This window comes from Lampropedia aestuarii (assembly GCF_004803635.1).
Taxonomy (GTDB): Bacteria; Pseudomonadota; Gammaproteobacteria; order Burkholderiales; family Burkholderiaceae_C; genus Lampropedia; species Lampropedia aestuarii.
On the sequence record NZ_SSWX01000007.1, the window covers coordinates 125,495 to 145,846 of the forward strand.

The window sequence follows — 20,352 nt, forward strand, 5'->3', positions numbered from 1 at the left end:
TGTATGGAAACAGCCAACTTTCAACACACCACGGTTTTATTGGATGAGGCCGTTGATGCCCTGCTGGCGCAGGCCAACGAAGAACAGGGCGCACCAGGGCGCCACTGGGTTGATGGCACTTTTGGCCGTGGCGGCCATAGCCGTTTGATTCTCTCGCGCATGGCCGCGAGCGACACCTTGACCGTTTTTGACAAAGACCCTGAGGCGATTGCTGTTGCGCAGGCGCTGGGCGATGCGCGCGTGCAGATTCGCCACCAGGGGTTTGCCCATTTATCTGATCTCGATGAGGCCAGTGTCGATGGCTTGCTATTGGATTTGGGTGTGAGTTCACCCCAAATCGACGATGCAAGTCGGGGTTTTAGTTTCCAGATGGATGGCCCACTGGATATGCGCATGGACTCCACCCGTGGTCAAACGGTGGCGCAGTGGTTGGAATTCGCCGAAATGGGCGAGATTGCGGAGGTGATACGTGAATACGGGGAAGAACGGTTTGCTGGCGGTATTGCAAAGGCGATTGTCGCTCGCCGAGAGGAACGGGGTCCCATCCTTGGGACTGCAGAGCTTGCCGCACTCGTGGCTGGCGCCGTCAAGAGCCGCGAGGCGGGTAAAAATCCTGCGACGCGGACCTTTCAGGCTTTACGGATTTTCATCAACGCAGAGCTTCAAGAGCTCGAGCAAGCGTTAGAGGCGAGTTTGAAGGTGCTCAGGCCAGGCGGTCGTCTGGCTGTGATCAGCTTTCACTCGCTCGAAGATCGGATTGTCAAGCGCTTCATTGAGCGGCACTCCAAACAGGTCTATGACCGCAAAAATCCCATGGCAGCTGATAAGCCGCTGCCATTGCGTGCCGAGGCGCGCATCAAGCCCAGCCAGGCAGAAGTGGCCGCGAATCCGCGCGCGCGCAGTGCCATCATGCGCGTGGCCGTGAGAACGGAGGTGCCATGGTCATCCGTTTGAATATATTGCTTCTGGTACTGGTTGTTCTGTCGGCGCTGGCCTTGGTGCATGTGCGCTATGACTCGCGCTTGCTGTACTCCGAGTTGGATCAGCAAATCCGCCTGACACGCCAACTAGAGACCGACGCTGATACGCTGAAAGTGGCTGTGCGGGCGCAGGCGGCTGCCTCGAGGGTGGAGGGCTTTGCCCGTACCGAGCTGCAAATGGGGCCGGCCACGCCGCCCACAACACGCTATGTGCATGAGCCAGCCGGGCGCAGTGCGCGCCTGCTGGCAGAAGAGCTAAACCGTGCGCAGGAAGACGAAGGGGCTGAGCCATGAGCGATCAGCAACAAACACCAAAACCACAGCCGCACAAGCAGGCGCAGCCTTCAAGTCGGCCTGTAGCCTATACCAGCAGCCCACTGCTGGCCAGCAAGGCGCCCGTTGGGCGCAGCCGCTTTGTGGTGGTGGTGCTGGCCGTGGTGTTCTTGGGCATGCTGGCCAGAGCCGCCTATGTGCAGGTGTTTGCCAATGATTTTTTTCAGCGCGAAGGCGAGGCCCGTTATGCCCGCACGCTGGAATTGCCGGCCAACCGCGGCAAAATCATCGACCGCAATGGCTTGATCCTGGCCTCCAGTATTCCGGCTGCCAGTATCTGGGCGATCCCTGAAGACGTCAAACAAGACGATCCTGAGGTGCATGCCAAGTTGCAGCAACTGGCACGGCTTTTGAATATGCCAGAGCAGGATGTGATCAGGCGCTTGGCCGACGAAGAAAAAACCTTTGTCTGGCTCAGGCGTCAAGTGGACTGGGAAGTGGGCCAGGAAATTGCGGCCCTCAAAATTCCCGGCGTGCATCAGCGTAAGGAATACAAACGCCAATACCCTGAAGGCGAAGCAGCAGCCCACATTGTGGGCTTTACCAATGTGGAAGACCAGGGTCAGGAAGGCATTGAGCTGGCCTATAACGACAAGCTCGGCGGCGTGGCTGGCTCGCGCCGCGTGATTCGCAACCGCTTGGGGCAAATTGTTGAGAGCGTTGGCGACATGGTTCCTCCGGTGGATGGCGCGGACGTGCAGTTGTCCATCGACAGCAAAGTACAGTTTTTCGCCAACCAGAAACTGGCCGAGCAAGTGGCACTGCAAAAAGCCAAAGCGGGCAGCGTCGTGGTGCTCGATGCCCGAACTGGCGAAGTGCTGGCGCTGGCCAATTACCCCACTTACGATCCTGCCGAGCGCAGTCGCCTCACCGGTGAGCAATTGCGCAACCGCGCATTAACCGACGTGTTCGAACCTGGCTCGGTGATGAAGCCGTTTACTGTCGCAATGGCCTTGGATGCGGGTGTGGCCACACCCCAAACCCAGATCAATACCAGTCCCGGCTACACCATCGTGACCGGCGCGCGTCTGTCCGATGTGAAGAATTTCGGTGTGCTGACGGTTGAAGGCATCATCCAAAAATCCAGCAACGTTGGCTCCACCAAATTGGCCGAACGCATGGAGTCCAGTTATATGTGGGACGTGTACTCGGCCATTGGCTTTGGCGAGCGTCCGCAAATTGGTTTTCCGGGCGTGGCCAGTGGCAGCTTGCGGGCTTGGAAAACCTGGCGACCAGTTGAAAAAGCCACCATGTCTTACGGCTATGGTTTGTCGGCCAGCTTGCTGCAAATGGCGCGCTCCTACACCGTGTTTGCAAACGATGGCGTGTTGCTGCCAGCAACCTTGCTCAAACGAGAAGCCCCTCCCAATGGGGTGCAGATTTTCACGCCAAAAACCGCCAAGGCGGTGCAGCGCATGCTGCAATTGGCAGCGGCGCCTGGCGGCTCTGGCCAGCGCGCGCAAACCGTTGGTTATTCGGTCGGCGGCAAGTCGGGTACGGCACGCAAGCAAGTGGGGCGAACCTATGCAGCCAATAAGTACCGCTCATGGTATGTAGGCATGGCCCCGATAGACAACCCACGCATTATTGTCGCGGTCATGATCGATGAACCCAGCGCCGGTGCCTACTACGGCGGCGCAGTGGCAGCACCCGTGTTCAGTCTGGTGGCGCAGCAAACCTTGCGTTTGCTTGGCGTGCAGCCAGACATGGATGTGAAACCGCAAATCATCGCCTCAGTGGTGGATGAAGAGGTGCTGCAATGAGCGTGCACTTGCAGACCGTCGACGCGGTGATCGCTTGGTTGCAGCAACATGCCCAGGCAGGAGCGGTGCTGCGCAGCGACAGCCGCAGGATTGCGCCTGGCGATGTGTTCCTGGCTTGGCCAGGACACGCGGGAGATGGCCGCGCGCATATCGACACCGCATTACAAGCTGGCGCAGTGGCAGTGGTGATGGAAGGCCAGGCTGGCCAGCCTGTGCCAGACACGCAGCCCGCAGGCGCTGCGATTGCAACGTTCGAAGGTTTGTACCGCGCCAGTGGTGCGATCGCCTCGCGCTGGTATGGCCAGCCTAGCCAAGCCATGCAGTTGGCAGCAATTACCGGCACGAATGGCAAAACGACAGTGGCCTGGTGGCTCGCGCATGCGCTCAGTCAAGCGGGCAAGCTGTGCGGCTATGTGGGCACCTTGGGCATTGGCGTCGGCCATCAGGTCAAGGCCTCGGGGCTGACTTCGCCAGAGGCCGTGCAATTGCAGCAATCGCTGCGCGATATGCAGCAGCAAGGCGTGCAAGCTTGCGCAGTAGAAGCGTCCTCGATTGGCTTGGACCAAGGGCGTTTGGACGGAGCGGCGATTGACTTGGCGGTGTTCACCAACCTGAGCCAGGACCATCTGGACTACCACGGCACAATGCAGGCCTATGGGCAGGCTAAGCGCATGCTGTTTGACTGGCCGGGCCTGTCTTCGGCAGTGGTGAATGTACAAGATGCATTTGGCGCTGCGCTCGCGCACGACTTGCAGCAGCGCGCAGACTTGCAGTTGTGGACTTTTGCGGTGCAAGCCCCAGGCCTGCCTGCTGCTTTGGCACGACTGGAAGCGTCGGCACTGAACTTTGCCGCGGGCTTGGCCAGTTTTACAGTCACGGAATACGCCGCTGCGCACACACCAGCCGGCTTGCCGCGTGAGGTTCTTGCAGCGCAAGCGGTACAAGCCCCTGTGGTGGGCTTGTACAACGTTCAAAATGCACTGGCCGTGGTGGCCGCATTGCGGGCTTTGGGGTATTCGCTGGCGGATGCTGCACAGTTAGTGCTGCACTTGCCCGCAGTCGCAGGGCGCATGCAGGTCGTGCCGGTTGCAGACGAAGCGGCTGGGGCACTGCCTTTGGTCGTGGTTGATTACGCCCACACGCCAGATGCCTTGCGCGCGGCCCTGCAGGCCTTGCGCCCAGTGGCCGAACAACGCCATGGTCAATTACAAGTGGTGTTTGGTTGTGGCGGCGACCGTGACAGCAGTAAGCGTGCGTTGATGGCGATGGCCGCAGCCCAGCATGCGGACAAGGTCTGGATCACCAGCGACAACCCGCGCAGTGAGAAGCCAGAACACATCATTGCGCAGATTGTGCAAGGCCTGACGCAGGCCCAGCGCAGTCAAGCCCTTGTCGAGCCAGACCGATCGGCAGCGATTCATGCTGCTGTTGCGCAAGCACAGCCCGGTGATGTGCTGCTGCTGGCTGGCAAAGGGCACGAGCCATACCAAGAAATCAAAGGCGTGCAGCACCCGTTCTCCGATGTCCATCAAGCGCAAGACGCGCTGGCGCAACGTGTGGCCGTGGCGCTCAAACGTCTCCAGAATAAAGAGGTGTCGGCATGATGATGACCGCACAACAAGCACTGGACCTGTTGCATGCAGCAGGCCTGGAGGAAATTCGCCTGCAAGGCGACGGCGCGCTGCCATTGCAACGTGTGCACACCGACAGCCGCAGCCTCGCCGTTGGCGATCTGTTTGTGGCCTTGCGCGGTGAGCGTTTCGATGCGCATGAATTTTTGCCGCAGGTGCACGCCGTGGGCGGCTGCGCGGCGATCGTGCAGCATGGCCGTAGTGTGCCAGGTTTGACCTGCATTGAAGTGACCGACCCGCATCAGGCGCTGTTGGCCTTGGCGGCGCAGTGGCGCAAACGCTTCGATATTCCGGTCATTGCGGTGACCGGCAGCAATGGCAAAACAACCGTCACGCAAATGCTGGCTGCCGTGTTGCGGGCTGCTTTTGGCGAGCGTGCCTTGGCAACCCAAGGCAATCTGAACAACGACATTGGCGTGCCTTTGATGGTGCTGCGGTTGCGCGCGCACCACCAGGCGGCGGTGTTTGAGCTGGGCATGAACCACCCTGGCGAGATTGCCACATTGGCCCAAGTCGCCCAGCCGAGCGTGGCCCTGGTCAACAATGCCCAGCGCGAGCACCAGGAATTCATGCACACCGTTGAGGCCGTCGCCCGTGAAAACGGCGCGGTGATTGAGGCCTTGCCCGCGCAAGGCGTGGCGGTGTACCCAGCCGACGATGCCTATACAGCCGTTTGGCAGACCTTGGCCGCACCAGTGCGCAGTCTGGAGTTCGCTGGCCAGCGTGATGCCGCTGTGCATCTGGCGCGGGCCCAGTGGTCTGATCTGCAAGGGGCGTGGGAGTTGGAGTTGGCCATCGATGGCCAACGCCTGCCTATGCAATTGCATATGCTGGGCCGCCACAATCTGCGCAACGCGATGGCAGCGGCGGCGGCGGCGCATGCCGCAGGCATTGCCACTGCCGCGATTGCCCAGGGTATTGGCGACTTTCGCCCCGTTAAAGGCCGTGGCGTTGTGCATACCGTTGTGCACGACGATGGCACACGCCAATTGTTGATTGATGACACTTACAACGCCAACCCCGACTCGGTGCGCGCGGCCATTGATGTGCTCGCTGAGCTGGCTGCGCCGCGTTGCCTGGTGCTGGGCGATATGGGCGAAGTAGGCGACCAAGGCCCGCAGTTCCACCAGGAGGTGGGTGAGTATGCCAAGGCCAAAGGCATTGATGCCTTGTGGACCCTGGGCGCGCAAGCGGGCCACGCCAGTGCGGCGTTTGGCAGCGCGGCGCAGCATTTTGAATCGATGGAGGCACTGTGTCAGGCCGCGCAAACCCATGCGCACTTTGTGGCGAGCATGGTGATTAAGGGATCTCGTTTTATGGCTATGGAGCGTGCGGTGCAGCACATTTTACAAATAGAAGGCGCAAGCTCTGGGAGGGCACTGGCATGATGCTGTGGCTCTCTCAATGGCTGGTCTCGCTCGATCCTGAGGATTTGGGTTTTTTGCGTGTTTTCCAGTATCTGACGATGCGCGCGGTGATGGGGGCGATGACGGCCTTGGTGATTGGCTGGGTCGCCGGGCCCAAGGTGATTCGCTATTTGGTCTCGCTCAAAATTGGCCAACCGGTGCGCGAGTATGGCGTGCAAACCCACTTGGCCAAAAGCGGCACGCCCACGATGGGCGGCGTGCTGATCCTGATCTCGATTGCGATCTCGACCTTGCTGTGGGCCGATTTGAGTAACCGCTTTGTGTGGATTGTGCTGCTTGTGACTCTGGGCTTTGGCGCTATTGGCTGGGCCGATGACTGGCGCAAAGTGGTCAACAAAGACCCGGAAGGCATGCCATCACGCCAGAAGTTCATGCTGCAAACCATCATTGGCCTGGTGGCGGCGCTCTATCTGGCTTTCAGTATTTCCGAAGTGGACAACTGGCGCGTGCTGGCCTTGTTTGGCGATTGGGTGCGTTCTGGCTTCTCGCCTGAGACGCCACTCAACACCCAGTTGACCGTGCCATTCTTCAAGAACGTCGCCTATCCCTTGGGTGTGTTGGGCTTTGTGATCCTGACCTTTTTGGTGATTGTTGGCTCCTCGAATGCAGTGAACTTCACCGACGGGCTCGATGGCCTGGCCATCATGCCGGTGGTGATGGTTGGCTCGGCGCTGGGCATCTTCGCCTACGTGACCGGCAACGCTGTGTATTCGCGTTATTTGCTGTTCCAGCACATTCCCGGCACTGGCGAATTGCTGGTATTTTGCGCGGCCATGGCAGGTGCGGGGTTGGCGTTTTTGTGGTTCAACGCGCACCCGGCGCAGGTGTTCATGGGCGATGTTGGTGCTTTGGCGCTGGGTGGCGCATTAGGCACGATTGCCGTGATCGTGCGCCAAGAGCTGGTGCTGGCCATCATGGGCGGTATTTTCGTTGCTGAAGCGGTCTCGGTGATGCTGCAAGTGACCTGGTTCAAGTACACACGCCGCCGCTATGGCGAAGGCCGCCGCCTGTTCCTGATGGCGCCCTTGCACCACCATTTTGAGAAAAAAGGCTGGCGCGAAACCCAGGTGGTGGTCCGTTTCTGGATCATCACGATGTTCTTGTGCCTGATTGGTCTGTCGACCTTGAAGCTGAGGTAAGCCATGAGCAGCGCAGCTTCTTCCCCTTTGGCACTGGTCCTCGGTCTGGGTATTTCCGGGCTGGCGATGGCGCGTTGGTGTGCCAGCCAAGGCATGCGTGTACGCGTGGCCGACACGCGCGAGCAGCCACCTCACGCCGCTGCCTTGCAGGCCGAGCTGCCAGGGGCTGAGTGCGTGTTTGGTCAGCCGCTGTCAGCTTCCCTGATCTGCAATGCGCTAAACCATGTCGATGTAGCCGCAGTGTATTGCTCACCGGGGCTGGCGCTGGCTGAGGTTGCGCCGGTGCGCACGGCCGCGGCCCAAGCTGGCGTATTCTTTGGCGGTGAGCTCGATCTCTTTTCGCAGTCGCTGCGCCAATTGCAGCAGGAGCATGGCTATGCACCGCATGTGCTGGCCATTACCGGCACAAATGGCAAAACCACCGTGACCTCGCTGACTGGACAATTGCTCAGTCGGGGTGGTATGCGCGTGGCCATTGCTGGCAATATTGGCCCTTCACTGCTCGATACCTTGAGTCAGGCCATTGCAGAGGCCAGACAAGCCGATACAGTGGCGCAAGCACATGCACAAACTGCGGACTTGCCAGTTGCGTCTGTGGCTGACGAGCAGCTGGCAGAAGTGGCCAGCACAGAGCAGGGCGAGGCCGCGCCCGCCGATCCAACGCCGGCGTTCGATGCCGAGGGGGATGCTGCGCCGGTTGTGCCAGACGCGGTGCCTGTCAGTGCCTTCGTGCAAGCGATGCCACAAGCTTGGGTGCTGGAGTTGTCGAGCTTCCAGCTCGAATACTCCAGCGGCTTTGAGTCCAGCGCCGCAGTGATTTTGAATATCAGCCAGGACCACTTGGACTGGCACGGCAGCGAAGCGGCTTATGTGCAAGCCAAGGCCAAGATTTATGGCACGCAAGCCACGATCGTCTTGAACCGCGATGACGCAGCGACCGTTGCCTATGTGCCCCAGGTGCTGGCCAAAGCCAGTCCGGTCAAAACAGGCCGTGGCAGCAAACAGACCGTGCCTGAGCGCAGCATCGTGCGGTTTGGTCTGGAGTTGCCAGAGCAGGCCGGCGACTGGGGTGTTGAAGTCGTCAATGGCATGCCTTGGTTGGCACGGGCCTTGGGCGATGAGGCCAATGCCAGCAAACCAGTGCGTGGCCGCAAGGCCCAGCCGCAAGAATGGTTCTTGCAGCGTTTGATGCCAGCGGACGCGATGCGCATCCGTGGCCGCCACAATGTCAGCAATGCCTTGGCTGCACTGGCCTTGGCCAGCAGCACCGGCGCTGGCTTGGCGGCGATGCTGCACGGTTTGCGTGAATACCGAGGCGAGCCGCACCGTGTGCAAAGCATTGGCACGGTGGCCGGGGTGGAATACATCGATGACAGCAAAGGCACGAATGTGGGCGCAACCGAAGCGGCGCTGCGTGGCCTGGCTGGGCACCGCAAATTGGTGGTGATTTTGGGCGGTGTTGGCAAAGGCCAGGATTTCTCGCCTTTGCTCGAGCCGGTGCGCTTGGCTGCAAGAGCTGTGGTCTTGATTGGCCGCGATGGCCCCGTGATTGCACAGGCACTGGCTGCTGCGCAAGTGCCCATGGTGCAAGCCGAGTCGTTGCCAGATGCGGTCGTGCAAGCGGCCGACCTGGCCCAAGAGGGCGATGCGGTGCTGATGTCGCCAGCTTGTGCAAGCTTGGATATGTTCCGCAACTACGAGCACCGTGCTGCAGTGTTTGTCGACAGCGTGCGCAATTTGGCGCTGGATGCCGGCCATGAATTGGAGAGCTGGGCATGAGCATGGCCTCCCCGAACTCCAAACCCGGACTGTGGAGCCGTCTGTGGCGCCGCAAAGAGGAAGTGCTGGACTTGCCAGTGCGCTCTGCCGGTCTTGAATACCGCTACAAGACCTCGTCGGCACCGACTGCGGTGCAAGACATCGACCAGACTTTGCTCGGGGTGTTGCTGGCGATTCTGGCTTGGAGTGTGGTGATGGTTTACTCGGCCTCGATTGCGCTGGGCGACAACCCGCGCTTTGGTGGCATCAGCAACGAATTCTTTTTGATACGCCACGTGATCTCGATTGCCGTGGCGTTTGTCGCGGCGGTGGCAGTCTCGCAAATTCCGATGGATGTGTGGCGCAACAACGCCATTTGGTTGCTGCTGGGCACGATTGGATTGCTGATTGCCGTGCTGATTCCTGGCATTGGCATCTCGGTCAACGGTGCCAGGCGCTGGCTGCCACTAGGCTTGATGAGCTTCCAGCCATCCGAGCTGGCCAAACTGACGGTGGTGATTTATGCCGCCGATTACATGGTGCGGCGCATGGATGTGCGCGAGAAATTCTTCCGTGCCGTCGTGCCGATTGGTTTTGCTGTCGGCTTGATTGGCTTTTTGCTACTGGCCGAGCCTGACATGGGCGCGTTCGTCGTGATCGCAGTGATTGCGGTCGGCATTTTGTTCCTGGGCGGCGTCAATATCCGCGGCTTCCTGATCATGCTGGTGGTGCTGGGCGTGTCCTTCATGTTCATCATCTGGTCTTCGCCTTGGCGGCGTGACCGGATCTTTGCCTACCTTGATCCGTGGTCGGAAGAGCACCGTTTGGGCCGGGGTTACCAGCTGACCCATTCCTTGATTGCGATTGGGCGCGGCGAAGTATCCGGCGTAGGACTGGGCGCCAGTGTGGAAAAACTCCATTGGCTGCCCGAAGCCCATACCGACTTTATCTTGGCCGTGATTGGTGAAGAGTTCGGTCTGATTGGCGTGTTGTTGTTGATTGCGGTGTTTTTCTGGCTGACGCGCCGCATCATGGTGATCGGCCGCCAGGCCGTCGCGCTGGACCGCATCTTCTCCGGTCTGGTGGCGCAAGGCATCGCTTTGTGGATTGGCTTTCAGGCCGTGATCAATATTGGCGTGAACCTGGGCGCGTTGCCAACCAAAGGCTTGACCTTGCCGTTGATGAGCTTTGGTGGCTCTGGGGTGCTGCTGAATCTGGTGGCAATGGCGGTGGTGCTGCGTGTCGATTATGAAAATCGCATCTTAATGAGGGGGCGGCAGGTATGAGTCAAACACTGCAAAAAACCGCCCTGATCATGGCTGGTGGCACCGGCGGGCATATCTTCCCCGGCATTGCAATGGCCAAAGCCCTGCAAGCGGCTGGCTGGCGTGTGGTCTGGCTCGGTGGCCAGACCGGCATGGAGCACCGGCTGGTGCCAGCGCATGGTTTTGAATTGCGCACCGTGGCGTTTTCCGGCGTGCGCGGCAAGGGTTTGAAAACCCTGGCCTTGCTGCCTGCACGCCTGATCAGTGCCTGGTGGCAGGCACGCCGCATCGTGCGTGAGCTCAAGCCACAAGTTGTGCTGGGCTTTGGCGGCTACATCAGCGCTCCAGGCGGTTTGGCCGCCGTCAGCTGCGGTGTGCCGTTATTCCTGCACGAGCAAAATGCCTTGCCAGGCATGGCCAACAAGCTGCTGTCGTATGTGTCGCGCCGCGTGTTTACGGCCTTTCCCGGCGCTTTGCGCCGCGGCCAATGGGTAGGCAATCCGCTGCGCACCGAATTTACCGAACAAGCCTTGCCAACCGTGCGGTTTGCAAGTCGACAAGGGCCATTGCATTTGCTGGTCATTGGTGGCAGCTTGGGGGCGCAAGCCCTCAATACCATCGTGCCGCAAGCCTTGGCTTTGATTCCGCCAGAGCGCAGACCTGTGGTGTTGCACCAGAGCGGCGAAAAACAAATGGAGGCGCTGCAAGCGAACTATGCCAGCGCCCAAGTAGAGGCCCAATTGACTCCATTCATTGATAACACCGCCACTGCCTATGCAGAGGCCGATCTGGTGCTGTGCCGAGCAGGCGCCAGCACCGTCACCGAGATTGCCGCCGTTGGCGCGGCGGCCTGTTTTGTGCCGTTCCCGCATGCGGTCGACGACCACCAGACTGTGAACGCCAACTACCTGGTGGCGCACGACGCGGCCTGGTTGATGCCGCAAAGCAGCATGAGTGCTGCGAGTTTGGCCGCGTTCTTGGAGCAGCTCGATCGCCGCCAGTTGGAAGAGCGCGCTGAGAAGGCATTGCACTTGGCCAAAACCGACGCAGTGGTGCAGATGCTCGCTGCCTGTGAGGAGGTTGCGGCATGAAACACGCCATTCACCGTATCCATTTTGTCGGCATTGGTGGTGCAGGCATGAGCGGCATTGCCGAGGTCTTGCACAACCAGGGTTACACGATTTCTGGCTCGGATTTGCAAGACAGTGCGACACTGCGCCATTTGGGCAGCTTGGGCATTGAGACCTTTGTTGGCCACAGCGCTGCGCATGTAGCCCAGGTCGATGCGGTTGTGACCTCGACAGCCGTACAAGCGGATAACCCTGAAGTGCTGGCCGCACGAGCACGCAAAATCCCGGTCGTGCCACGCGCGACCATGCTGGCCGAGTTGATGCGCGACCGCAAAGGCATTGCGGTGGCCGGCACGCACGGCAAAACCACCACGACCAGCCTGGTCACCAGTGTGTTGGCAGAAGCCGGTCTGGACCCGACCTTTGTGATTGGTGGCAGGCTCAATAGCGCTGGCGCCAATGCCAAGCTGGGCAGTGGCGAGTACATCGTGGTTGAGGCCGACGAGTCCGACGCCTCGTTCTTGAACTTGATGCCGGTCATGTCGATTGTCACCAACATCGATGCCGACCACATGGAAACCTATGGCCATGACATCGAGCGTCTGCGCCAGGCCTTTGTGGATTTTTTACACCGCATGCCGTTCTATGGCGCAGCTGTTTTGTGCCTGGAGAACGAAGGCGTGCGCGAGATCATGCCGCGTCTGAGCTGCCCGGTCACGACCTACGGCTTTGTCGAAGGCGCGCAAGTGCGCGCTGTCGATGTACGTGCCGACCAAGGCCGCATGCACTTCACAGTCAAACGCAGCAATGGCATCACCTTGCCTGATCTGCAGGTGACCTTGAATCTGCCTGGCAACCACAACGTGCTCAATGCCCTGGCTGCGATTGCGATTGCGGTTGAGCTGGGTATTGATGACGCGTCGGTCGTGCGTGCGCTGGAGCAGTTCAAGGGGGTGGGCCGGCGCTTTCAGCGCCATGGCGATTTGCTGGCCAGCAACGGCCACCGCTTTACATTGATTGAAGACTACGGCCACCACCCGGTAGAAATGGCTGCGACGCTGGCGGCAGCCCGCGGCGCCTTTGTTGGACGCCGCTTGGTCGTGGCTTTCCAGCCGCACCGCTATTCGCGCACCCGCGATTGTTTTGAGGATTTTGTCCAGGTGCTGGGCACGGCCGATGGCGTGTTGCTGACCGAGGTGTATGCGGCTGGAGAGGCGCCGATTGTGGCCGCCGATGGGCGTGCTCTGGTGCGCGCGATCCGTGTCGCAGGCAAGGTCGAGCCGGTGTTTGTTGAAGAGGTTGGCCAGTTGGGCGCAACCATTGAGGCAACCGTAAAAGACGGCGACGTCGTGATTTTGATGGGCGCCGGCAGTATCGGCGCGCAAGCTGCCGCATTGGCGCAGCAATTGAACAAACAGGAGCAGGCCGCATGAGCGCGCAAACAATCAACCCCGCAGCCAACGCCGCCATCGACGTGGCCGCTTTGGGCAAGGTCGCCGTGCTGTTTGGTGGCACCTCGGCTGAGCGCGAGGTATCGCTGATGTCCGGTGAGGGCGTATTGCAAGCACTGCGCTCGCGTGGTGTGGACGCCCATGCGTTCGACACCGGCACCAAACCGCTGTGGGATTTGAAGACCGAAGGCTATGACCGCTGCTTTATCGCCTTGCATGGCCGAGGTGGTGAAGACGGCTCGATCCAGGGGTTCTTGGAGCTCTTGCATATTCCCTATACCGGTCCTGGTGTGATGGCGTCAGCCATGGCGATGGATAAAGTCGTGACCAAGCGCTTATGGCATGGCGATGGGCTGGCAACGCCGGCCTGGGCTTTGGTGAATTCGCCTGAAGCGGTGGCGGAGGCTTTGACGACCTTGGGCGCGCCCATGATTGTCAAGCCCGCCCGAGAAGGCTCAACGCTGGGCCTGACCAAGGTCACGACGCCAGAGCAATGCGCCCAAGCGTATGCACTGGCAGCCAAATACGATGACGAGGTGCTGTGTGAGCAGTTCATTGACGGCCAGGAAACCACCTGCGCTTTGCTGGATGTGGGCGGCACTGCGCAAGCCCTGCCAGTGATCCGCATCGTCGCACCGGGCGGTAATTACGATTTTCATAACAAATACTACGGCGACGACACCCAGTACTTTTGCCCGAGCGGCTTGGATGCTGCGCTGGAGGCGCAGATTCAGCAGATGTGCCTGGCAGCTTATGACTCCTTGCATTGCCGTGGTTGGGCCAGAGCGGATGTGTTGATTCGCCACAGCGATGGCAAACCGTTTTTGCTGGAGATCAACACCTCGCCGGGCATGACCGGTCACTCACTGGTGCCGATGGCCGCGCGTGCCAGCGGCATGTCTTACGAAGATTTGTGCCTGCATATTCTGGCGGCCGCGCGCTGCGACAGCGCGGCATTTGTGGCGGCCGCTGCCGCAGACAAGCAGGCGGGTTGCGTATGAGCCAAAACACACAGCCAGTCGATGTACGCTTGATGAATGCCACCGCTTCGCTGGCCTTCTCAGGCGTCTTTGTGCTGGTGTGTGCAGCTGTGATTGTGTGGGCTTTGCGCAATCCTGCGTTTGCGATCACACAGGTCGTCGTGCACGGCGATCCACAGCACAGCAGCTCGGTGAGCTTGCAAGCCAATGTGCTGCCGCAATTGCAGGGCAACTTGTTCACCCTGGATTTGAACACCACGCAAGACGTGTTTGAGCAAATGCCCTGGGTGCGCAAAGCCGAGCTGCGCCGCGTTTTTCCAAATACCCTGGATGTGCGCCTGCAAGAGCATGTGCCGGTGGCCTTATGGGGCGGCGATGAGGCCTCGACGATGATCAATACTTTCGGTGAGGTGTTTGAGGCCAACCGCGGCGAGGTCGAACATGAAAGCTTGCCGCGTCTGGCTGGCCCTGAGGGCGAGTCGGGCTCGGTGCTGGCGATGTACCGTTTTTTGCATGAGGAGTTAAAAGATAGCGCAATGCAGCCGGTGGCCTTGTATCTGACCCCGCGNGCTGGCGATGTACCGTTTTTTGCATGAGGAGTTAAAAGATAGCGCAATGCAGCCGGTGGCCTTGTATCTGACCCCGCGCGGCAACTGGCAGTTGTATCTCTCCAATGGCGCTCACCTGGAGCTCGGTGGCGGCCAGCCGCCTGAGGTCGGGGCGCGTTTGGAGGACTTTTTTTCAACTCTGCCGCAGGTCTTGGCGCCATTGGGGGTTAAGCAGCAGGCATTGGAATATGCTGATTTGAGGCATAGGGACGGATACGCCATTCGTTTGCGTGGTGTGGTCACCCAGGCGGTGAACACCCCAGCGCAGCGCAGACGTTAAGGCGGTCATGGCATCAACTAAAGCTAGTAACTGAATGGATAGAGAAGCAAATGGCTAAAGAATTCAGAGACGTCATTGTGGGTTTGGACATCGGCACGGCCAAAGTGATGGCAGTGGTCGCCGAGGTGCAAACTGATGGCCAGCTCAAGCTGGCAGGCTTTGGCGTGGCTCCAAGCAATGGCTTGAAACGTGGCGTGGTCGTCAATATCGAGGCCACGGTGCAAAGTATTGAGCAAGCCTTGCGCGAAGCCGAGCTGATGGCCGACTGCAAAATCTCGCGGGTCTATACCGGTATTACCGGCAGCCATATTCGCGGCTTCAACTCCAGTGGCATGGTGGCCATCAAGGACAAGGAAGTCACGCAAATCGATGTCAGCCGCGTGCTCGATACCGCCAAAGCCATCAACATCCCTTCAGACCAGCGCTTGCTGCTGGTGGCCTCGCAAGAATTTGTGATTGATGGCCAAGAGGTCAAAGAGCCAATTGGCATGAGCGGCATTCGTTTGGAAGCCAAAGTGCATATCGTCACTGGCGCACAAAGTGCCGCTGAGAACATCATCAAATGCGTGCGTCGCTGTGGACTGGAAGTTGAGCAACTGCTGCTCAACCCCTTGGCTTCGAGCCAGTCAGTGCTGACTGAAGATGAGCGTGAGCTGGGTGTGGTGTTGGTCGATATTGGCGCCGGCACGACCGATATTTCGATTTTCTCTGGTGGTGCGATTCGCCACACCGCGGTGATCCCGATTGCCGGTGATCTGATCACCAGCGACATCGCGATGGCATTGCGCACGCCCACCAAAGACGCTGAAGACATCAAGGTCGAGAACGGTTGCGCCAAAGCCATGCTGGCCGACCCCGACGCCCAGGTTGAAGTGCCAGGGCTGGGCGATCGTGGTCCGCGCCTGATCAACAAGCAAGCTTTGGCAGGCGTGATCGAGCCGCGTGTTGAAGAAATTTTTTCGCTGGTGCAGCAAGTGATTCGTGAGTCAGGCTACGAGGAAATTTTGTCCTCGGGCGTGGTGCTAACGGGCGGCTCTTGCGTGATGCCCGGCATGGTCGAATTGGGCGAGGACATCTTCCTCAAACCTGTGCGCAGAGGCGTGCCGCATTACACCGGTCCATTGGCCGACATGATGGCCCAGCCTTATGCCGCAACAGTCATGGGCTTGCTCGAAGATGCTCGCCATGAGCGTGCGCGTGGCTACAAAGTTGCCACCAAAAGTGGTCCCGTGAAAAACATTTTTTCGCGGATTCGAGACTTCATTGTGGGGAACTTTTAAACATGCATCTGCGCTTTCGTACCACAAGAATTGCCTGGTATTTCGACACCCGTGAGCGACGAAGTTGGCGCTTGGCACAAGCCTTAGAGCCTCCATCGCAACTGGCTTTGTATTTTTTCAAGGCAGCGAGTCAACCCAAACGTATTTCAACACTTTTTTTAGTTCTAACCCCTTTCACCAAACCGCAAGGAGCCAACGTATGAGCATCGAAATGATTGACAATGAGTCGTTTTCCCAAGGCACTAGCATCAAGGTGCTGGGTGTTGGCGGTGGTGGTAACAACGCCGTGCAGCACATGATTGAGAAAAATGTGCAGGGCGTGGAATTCATTTGCGCCAATACCGACGCCCAGGCGCTGTCGCGCAACTCGGCTGGCCGCATCATTCAACTGGGTGGCAATGGTTTGGGCGCTGGCAGCAAACCAGAGCATGGCCGTGAAGCAGCGGTTTTGGCTGAAAATGAAATCCGCAAAGCGATTGAGGGCGCCAACATGCTCTTTATCACTGCCGGCATGGGCGGTGGCACAGGCACTGGTGCCGCTCCGGTGATTGCGCGTGTGGCCAAGGAAATGGGTATTCTGACCGTCGGCGTGGTGACCAAGCCATTTGACTGGGAAGGACCACGCCGCATGAAAAATGCCGATGCTGGTCTGGACGAGCTCGAACGCAACGTGGATTCGCTGATTGTGGTTTTGAACGAGAAGCTGCTGACTGTGTATGGCGATGACATCACGCAAGACGAAGCCTTTGGCTTTGCCAATGATGTGCTGCGCAATGCCGTGGGCGGGATTGCCGAGATCATCAACGAACACGGCCATGTGAACGTCGACTTCGCTGACGTGAAAACCGTGATGAGCGAGCCAGGCAAAGCCATGATGGGCACGGCCAGCGCTTCTGGCCCTGACCGCGCGCGCATCGCGGCTGAGCAAGCGATTGCCTGCCCATTGCTCGAAGGCATCGACCTGTCGGGCGCCAAAGGCATTCTGGTACTGGTGACTGCTGCTCGCGGCAGCCTGAAGCTGTCCGAGTCACGTCTGGCCATGAGCACGATCAACGCCTACGCTTCCGAAGATGCGCACGTGATCTACGGCGCTGCATACGACGATGCTTTGGGGGATGAATTGCGTGTGACGGTGGTGGCTACCGGCCTGGTCAACCACCATCAGCGCCGCCAAAACCTGACGATGGTGCAAAGCACGCTGCGTACTGGTACCGACAACCTGCCCGCGCAAGGCGGCGCCAATAGCCACCGCGTCACCGGTCTGACCAGCGGCAGCAGTGCACTGCTGGGCCGCAGCAGCCCAAGCTACGACAGCCTGGCTGTGCCCCCAGTGTGGCGCACGCCGCGCGACAGCAGCGCTTCAGCGCGAGTCGACGCGATGTCCTCTGGCGGCATGGACGATGTGGAAATTCCAGCGTTCCTGCGCAAACAAGCTGATTAAGCGCCTTGTGCTGTGTGAGCTTTCGCACCGCTTTGGGGCCTTGAGTTGATCCAGTAAGAGGGCTTTTGCCCTCTTTTTTTGTCTCTACTCAGCCGGATCAATCCCCAGTTTTTTAAGGGTTTTTAGCAGTATTGAATGAGATTTATTTGGATAGTTAATTGAACTTCTCAAGGCAAGAAAACTCGGATGCTGTGTCAACCGGGTTGGCTAATGGGCGTTTTAGTGAAATATATGGCGTTTTATCAGATGTTGCGATCGAAAAGGATTCACTTTGGCGTGCTTCAGGTTGGTGACTAGGTACCTGCGATACCCGCCTGCCGCACTGCACGGCTTGCAATCACTGTGATCTCAAACAAGCGAATCAATCACAGACTTTTGCTTGATGGCTGTTTCGAACAGCGTGACTCGATGCCCAGTAAAATTACACTATGTTAGTTCAAAGAACCATTAAAAGGCTCACGCGAGCTGTTGGCGTTGGCCTGCACAGCGGCCAACGTGTCGAGCTGACCTTGCGTCCTGCCCCGGCCAACACCGGTATTGTGTTTACGCGGGTGGACTTGCCCAATCCTGAGCCAGTTGTGGTCAGTGCCGAGGCGGTGTTTGATACCCGCATGGCCACTACCATTGGGCGCGAAGGTGCGCGCATCAGCACGATTGAACACATCATGTCGGCATGTGCAGGCCTGGGCATTGACAATCTCTACATCGATTTGACGGCTGAAGAAGTGCCGATTCTGGACGGCTCTTCCGCGGCTTTTGTGTATTTGCTGCGCGAAGCGGGCATTGAGCTGCAAGCTGCAGCCAAGCAGTTTGTGCGGGTGACCAAACCGGTCGAGGTGCGCACCGAAAGACTGGGCGAGGTCAAATGGGCGCGCTTTGATCCCTTTAACGGCTTCAAGCTCAGCTTCCAGATCGACTTTAGCCATCCAGCAGTGGACTCGACCGGCCAGATTTTTGAGTTCGACATGGGCCAAAGCCATTACGTCAAAGAAATTGCGCGTGCACGCACCTTTGGCTTTACCCGCGATGTGGAGATGCTGCGCTCCAGCGGCCTGGCGCTGGGCGGGGGCTATGACAACGCCATCGTGATGGACGACTACAAAGTGCTGAACCAAGACGGCTTACGTTACGACGACGAGTTTGTGCGCCATAAGATTCTGGATGCGATTGGCGATTTGTATGTACTGGGCAAGCCTTTGTTGGCTTCATACAGCGCCTACCGCTCAGGCCATGCAATGAACAACCAATTGCTGCGTGCCTTGCTGGCGCGTGAAGACGCCTGGGAGCTGGTCAGCTTTGAGGACGAAAAGCTGGTGCCGCAAGGCTTCTCTGCCGAGCAGGCGCTGGCTTGGTGATGGCCACTGAATAAGCGCGTTGCTATTCGATGACAAAAGGCCCGTAAGGGCCTTTTTCCATATGGGCTCAAATCTGTTGGCAAAGTGCCTGTTTATCGTCCCGGCGCAGACCGCCGGGGGATGGTGGGCTGGATCTTAGGCGGCATTGGTCAGGGCAGCCGCTTCGCTGGAATGCGCGATGCCGCGTCCCACACCCACATGCACAAAGCCATGTTGTTGCATGCTCAATGGATCGTAGATATTGCGGCCATCGATGACAATGTGCTTGTCCATGCATGCGGCAATGCGCTTCCAATCGGGTTGGCGAAACGGCTTCCACTCGGTCGCAACCACCAATGCATGAGCGCGCTCGAGCACATGGTAGGGATCGGCCGCATTGAGTGTCAGCTGGCCGCTGTCCAGCCATTGTTTGGGCACGTATTCGGCCACATTGGCGCAAGCGACCGGGTCATACGCATGGACATGCGCGCCGGCATGCATCAGCGATTCCAGCAACTGCAGCGCCGGCGCTTCACGGATATCGTCGGTGCCAGGCTTGAACGCCAGACCCCACAGCGCAATGCGGCGGCCTTCCAAATAACCGAGCTGGAGCTTGAGCTTGATGAACAAGCCCGCCTTTTGGATCGTGTTGCGCTCTTCGACCGCTTGCAAAATATGGCTGGACAGGCCGTGGCGCTGCGAGGTGTGGATCAGCGCGCGTACATCCTTGGGAAAGCACGAGCCGCCATAGCCACAACCTGCATACAAAAAATCGTAGCCAATGCGGCTGTCCGAGCCTATGCCCAGGCGCACCGACTCAACGTCCACCCCCAGGCATTCGCTCAGGCTGGCAATTTCGTTCATGAACGAGATGCGCGTGGCCAGCATCGCATTGGCTGCGTACTTGCTCAGTTCGGCTTCGCGTCGGCCCATCATCAACAGGCGCGGATTTTTACGCAAAAAAGGCGCATACAGGCTTTGTAGCACCTGGGCGCTTTGGGCATCGGCTGAGCCAATGATGATGCGGTCGGGGCGCATAAAGTCTTCGACCGCACAGCCTTCGCGCAAGAACTCGGGGTTGCTGGCGACGGGCACGGCGAAGGCGGCATGTCTCAGCGCCAACTGCTCGGCAATGCAGCGCTCGACCCGCTCGGCCGTGCCGACCGGCACGGTGGATTTGTTGACGACCACGCAGCTGCTTGGCAGGTATTTGCCCAACTCTTCGGCGACCTGAAAGACGTGCTGGGTGTCGGCCGCACCGTTGGCGCAAGAGGGCGTGCCCACGGCGATAAAGCACACGTCGACATTGGCCAAGCTGGGGCGTAACTCGGTGGTGAAATGCAACCGATTTTGCTGGTGGTTGTTGTGCACCATGCCATCGAGCCCTGGTTCGTGGATGGGGACATGCCCAGCACGCAACTGCGCAATGCGCTCGGCATTGGTGTCCACGCAGATCACATGGTGGCCCATTTCGGCAAAACAAGCGGCGCTAACCAGCCCTACATAGCCGGTTCCGATGACAACAATACGCATAGCATGTCCTCCTAGAGAATGGGTGGCGGCGTGTGGCTTAGAGTTAGTTCCTCATTTCGACGCAGCCGCGGAAATGACG

General features: G+C 59.1%; 17 protein-coding genes. 16 read left to right on the forward strand and 1 reads right to left on the reverse strand.

Annotated features, from left to right (window positions below):
- The first annotated feature begins 3 nt into the window (after positions 1-3).
- From rsmH to lpxC, 16 genes are all read left to right on the forward strand, one after another.
- The gene (gene rsmH / locus E8K88_RS07165; RefSeq protein WP_136405967.1) at positions 4-954 is read left to right on the forward strand and encodes a 16S rRNA (cytosine(1402)-N(4))-methyltransferase RsmH; all 951 of its coding nucleotides are present in this window, start codon (positions 4-6) and stop codon (positions 952-954) included.
- A complete protein-coding gene (ftsL, locus tag E8K88_RS07170) occupies positions 951-1,274 on the forward strand; it encodes a cell division protein FtsL (RefSeq protein ID WP_240754388.1) in 324 nt (107 codons plus the stop codon). Before rsmH ends, ftsL begins: the two co-directional genes overlap by 4 nt.
- The gene (locus E8K88_RS07175; RefSeq protein WP_136405969.1) at positions 1,271-3,076 is read left to right on the forward strand and encodes a peptidoglycan D,D-transpeptidase FtsI family protein; all 1,806 of its coding nucleotides are present in this window, start codon (positions 1,271-1,273) and stop codon (positions 3,074-3,076) included. The genes ftsL and E8K88_RS07175 overlap by 4 nt, the downstream gene beginning before the upstream one ends.
- On the forward strand, positions 3,073-4,680 hold the full coding sequence (locus E8K88_RS07180; protein ID WP_136405970.1) for a UDP-N-acetylmuramoyl-L-alanyl-D-glutamate--2,6-diaminopimelate ligase: 1,608 nt from the start codon (positions 3,073-3,075) through the stop codon (positions 4,678-4,680). The genes E8K88_RS07175 and E8K88_RS07180 overlap by 4 nt, the downstream gene beginning before the upstream one ends.
- A complete protein-coding gene (locus tag E8K88_RS07185; protein WP_136406022.1) occupies positions 4,680-6,095 on the forward strand; it encodes a UDP-N-acetylmuramoyl-tripeptide--D-alanyl-D-alanine ligase in 1,416 nt (471 codons plus the stop codon). Before E8K88_RS07180 ends, E8K88_RS07185 begins: the two co-directional genes overlap by 1 nt.
- Positions 6,092-7,273, forward strand: coding sequence for a phospho-N-acetylmuramoyl-pentapeptide-transferase (gene mraY, locus E8K88_RS07190; RefSeq protein WP_136405971.1), 1,182 nt, complete (start codon positions 6,092-6,094; stop codon positions 7,271-7,273). The genes E8K88_RS07185 and mraY overlap by 4 nt, the downstream gene beginning before the upstream one ends.
- Before the next feature lie 3 nt (positions 7,274-7,276).
- The gene (gene murD / locus E8K88_RS07195; protein WP_240754389.1) at positions 7,277-9,052 is read left to right on the forward strand and encodes a UDP-N-acetylmuramoyl-L-alanine--D-glutamate ligase; all 1,776 of its coding nucleotides are present in this window, start codon (positions 7,277-7,279) and stop codon (positions 9,050-9,052) included.
- Positions 9,049-10,317, forward strand: coding sequence for a putative lipid II flippase FtsW (ftsW, locus tag E8K88_RS07200; protein WP_136405972.1), 1,269 nt, complete (start codon positions 9,049-9,051; stop codon positions 10,315-10,317). Before murD ends, ftsW begins: the two co-directional genes overlap by 4 nt.
- A complete protein-coding gene (gene murG / locus E8K88_RS07205) occupies positions 10,314-11,387 on the forward strand; it encodes an undecaprenyldiphospho-muramoylpentapeptide beta-N-acetylglucosaminyltransferase (protein WP_136405973.1) in 1,074 nt (357 codons plus the stop codon). The genes ftsW and murG overlap by 4 nt, the downstream gene beginning before the upstream one ends.
- Positions 11,384-12,799, forward strand: coding sequence for a UDP-N-acetylmuramate--L-alanine ligase (gene murC, locus E8K88_RS07210; RefSeq protein WP_136405974.1), 1,416 nt, complete (start codon positions 11,384-11,386; stop codon positions 12,797-12,799). The genes murG and murC overlap by 4 nt, the downstream gene beginning before the upstream one ends.
- Positions 12,796-13,818, forward strand: coding sequence for a D-alanine--D-alanine ligase (locus E8K88_RS07215; protein ID WP_136405975.1), 1,023 nt, complete (start codon positions 12,796-12,798; stop codon positions 13,816-13,818). Before murC ends, E8K88_RS07215 begins: the two co-directional genes overlap by 4 nt.
- A gap of 32 nt (positions 13,819-13,850) precedes the next feature.
- On the forward strand, positions 13,851-14,393 hold the full coding sequence (locus E8K88_RS18470) for a cell division protein FtsQ/DivIB (protein WP_476703253.1): 543 nt from the start codon (positions 13,851-13,853) through the stop codon (positions 14,391-14,393).
- 34 nt (positions 14,394-14,427) lie between these two features.
- A complete protein-coding gene (locus E8K88_RS18475) occupies positions 14,428-14,685 on the forward strand; it encodes a cell division protein FtsQ/DivIB (RefSeq protein ID WP_276606661.1) in 258 nt (85 codons plus the stop codon).
- Positions 14,686-14,735: 50 nt separating this feature from the next.
- Positions 14,736-15,965, forward strand: coding sequence for a cell division protein FtsA (ftsA, locus tag E8K88_RS07225; protein WP_136405976.1), 1,230 nt, complete (start codon positions 14,736-14,738; stop codon positions 15,963-15,965).
- 199 nt (positions 15,966-16,164) lie between these two features.
- The gene (gene ftsZ / locus E8K88_RS07230) at positions 16,165-17,406 is read left to right on the forward strand and encodes a cell division protein FtsZ (RefSeq protein WP_136405977.1); all 1,242 of its coding nucleotides are present in this window, start codon (positions 16,165-16,167) and stop codon (positions 17,404-17,406) included.
- Positions 17,407-17,834: 428 nt separating this feature from the next.
- Positions 17,835-18,761, forward strand: coding sequence for a UDP-3-O-acyl-N-acetylglucosamine deacetylase (gene lpxC, locus E8K88_RS07235; protein ID WP_136405978.1), 927 nt, complete (start codon positions 17,835-17,837; stop codon positions 18,759-18,761).
- Positions 18,762-18,896: 135 nt separating this feature from the next.
- On the opposite strand, the gene E8K88_RS07240 is transcribed toward lpxC, so the two are convergent.
- Positions 18,897-20,273, reverse strand: coding sequence for a UDP-glucose dehydrogenase family protein (locus E8K88_RS07240; RefSeq protein ID WP_136405979.1), 1,377 nt, complete (start codon positions 20,271-20,273; stop codon positions 18,897-18,899).
- Between the last annotated feature and the right edge of the window lie 79 nt (positions 20,274-20,352).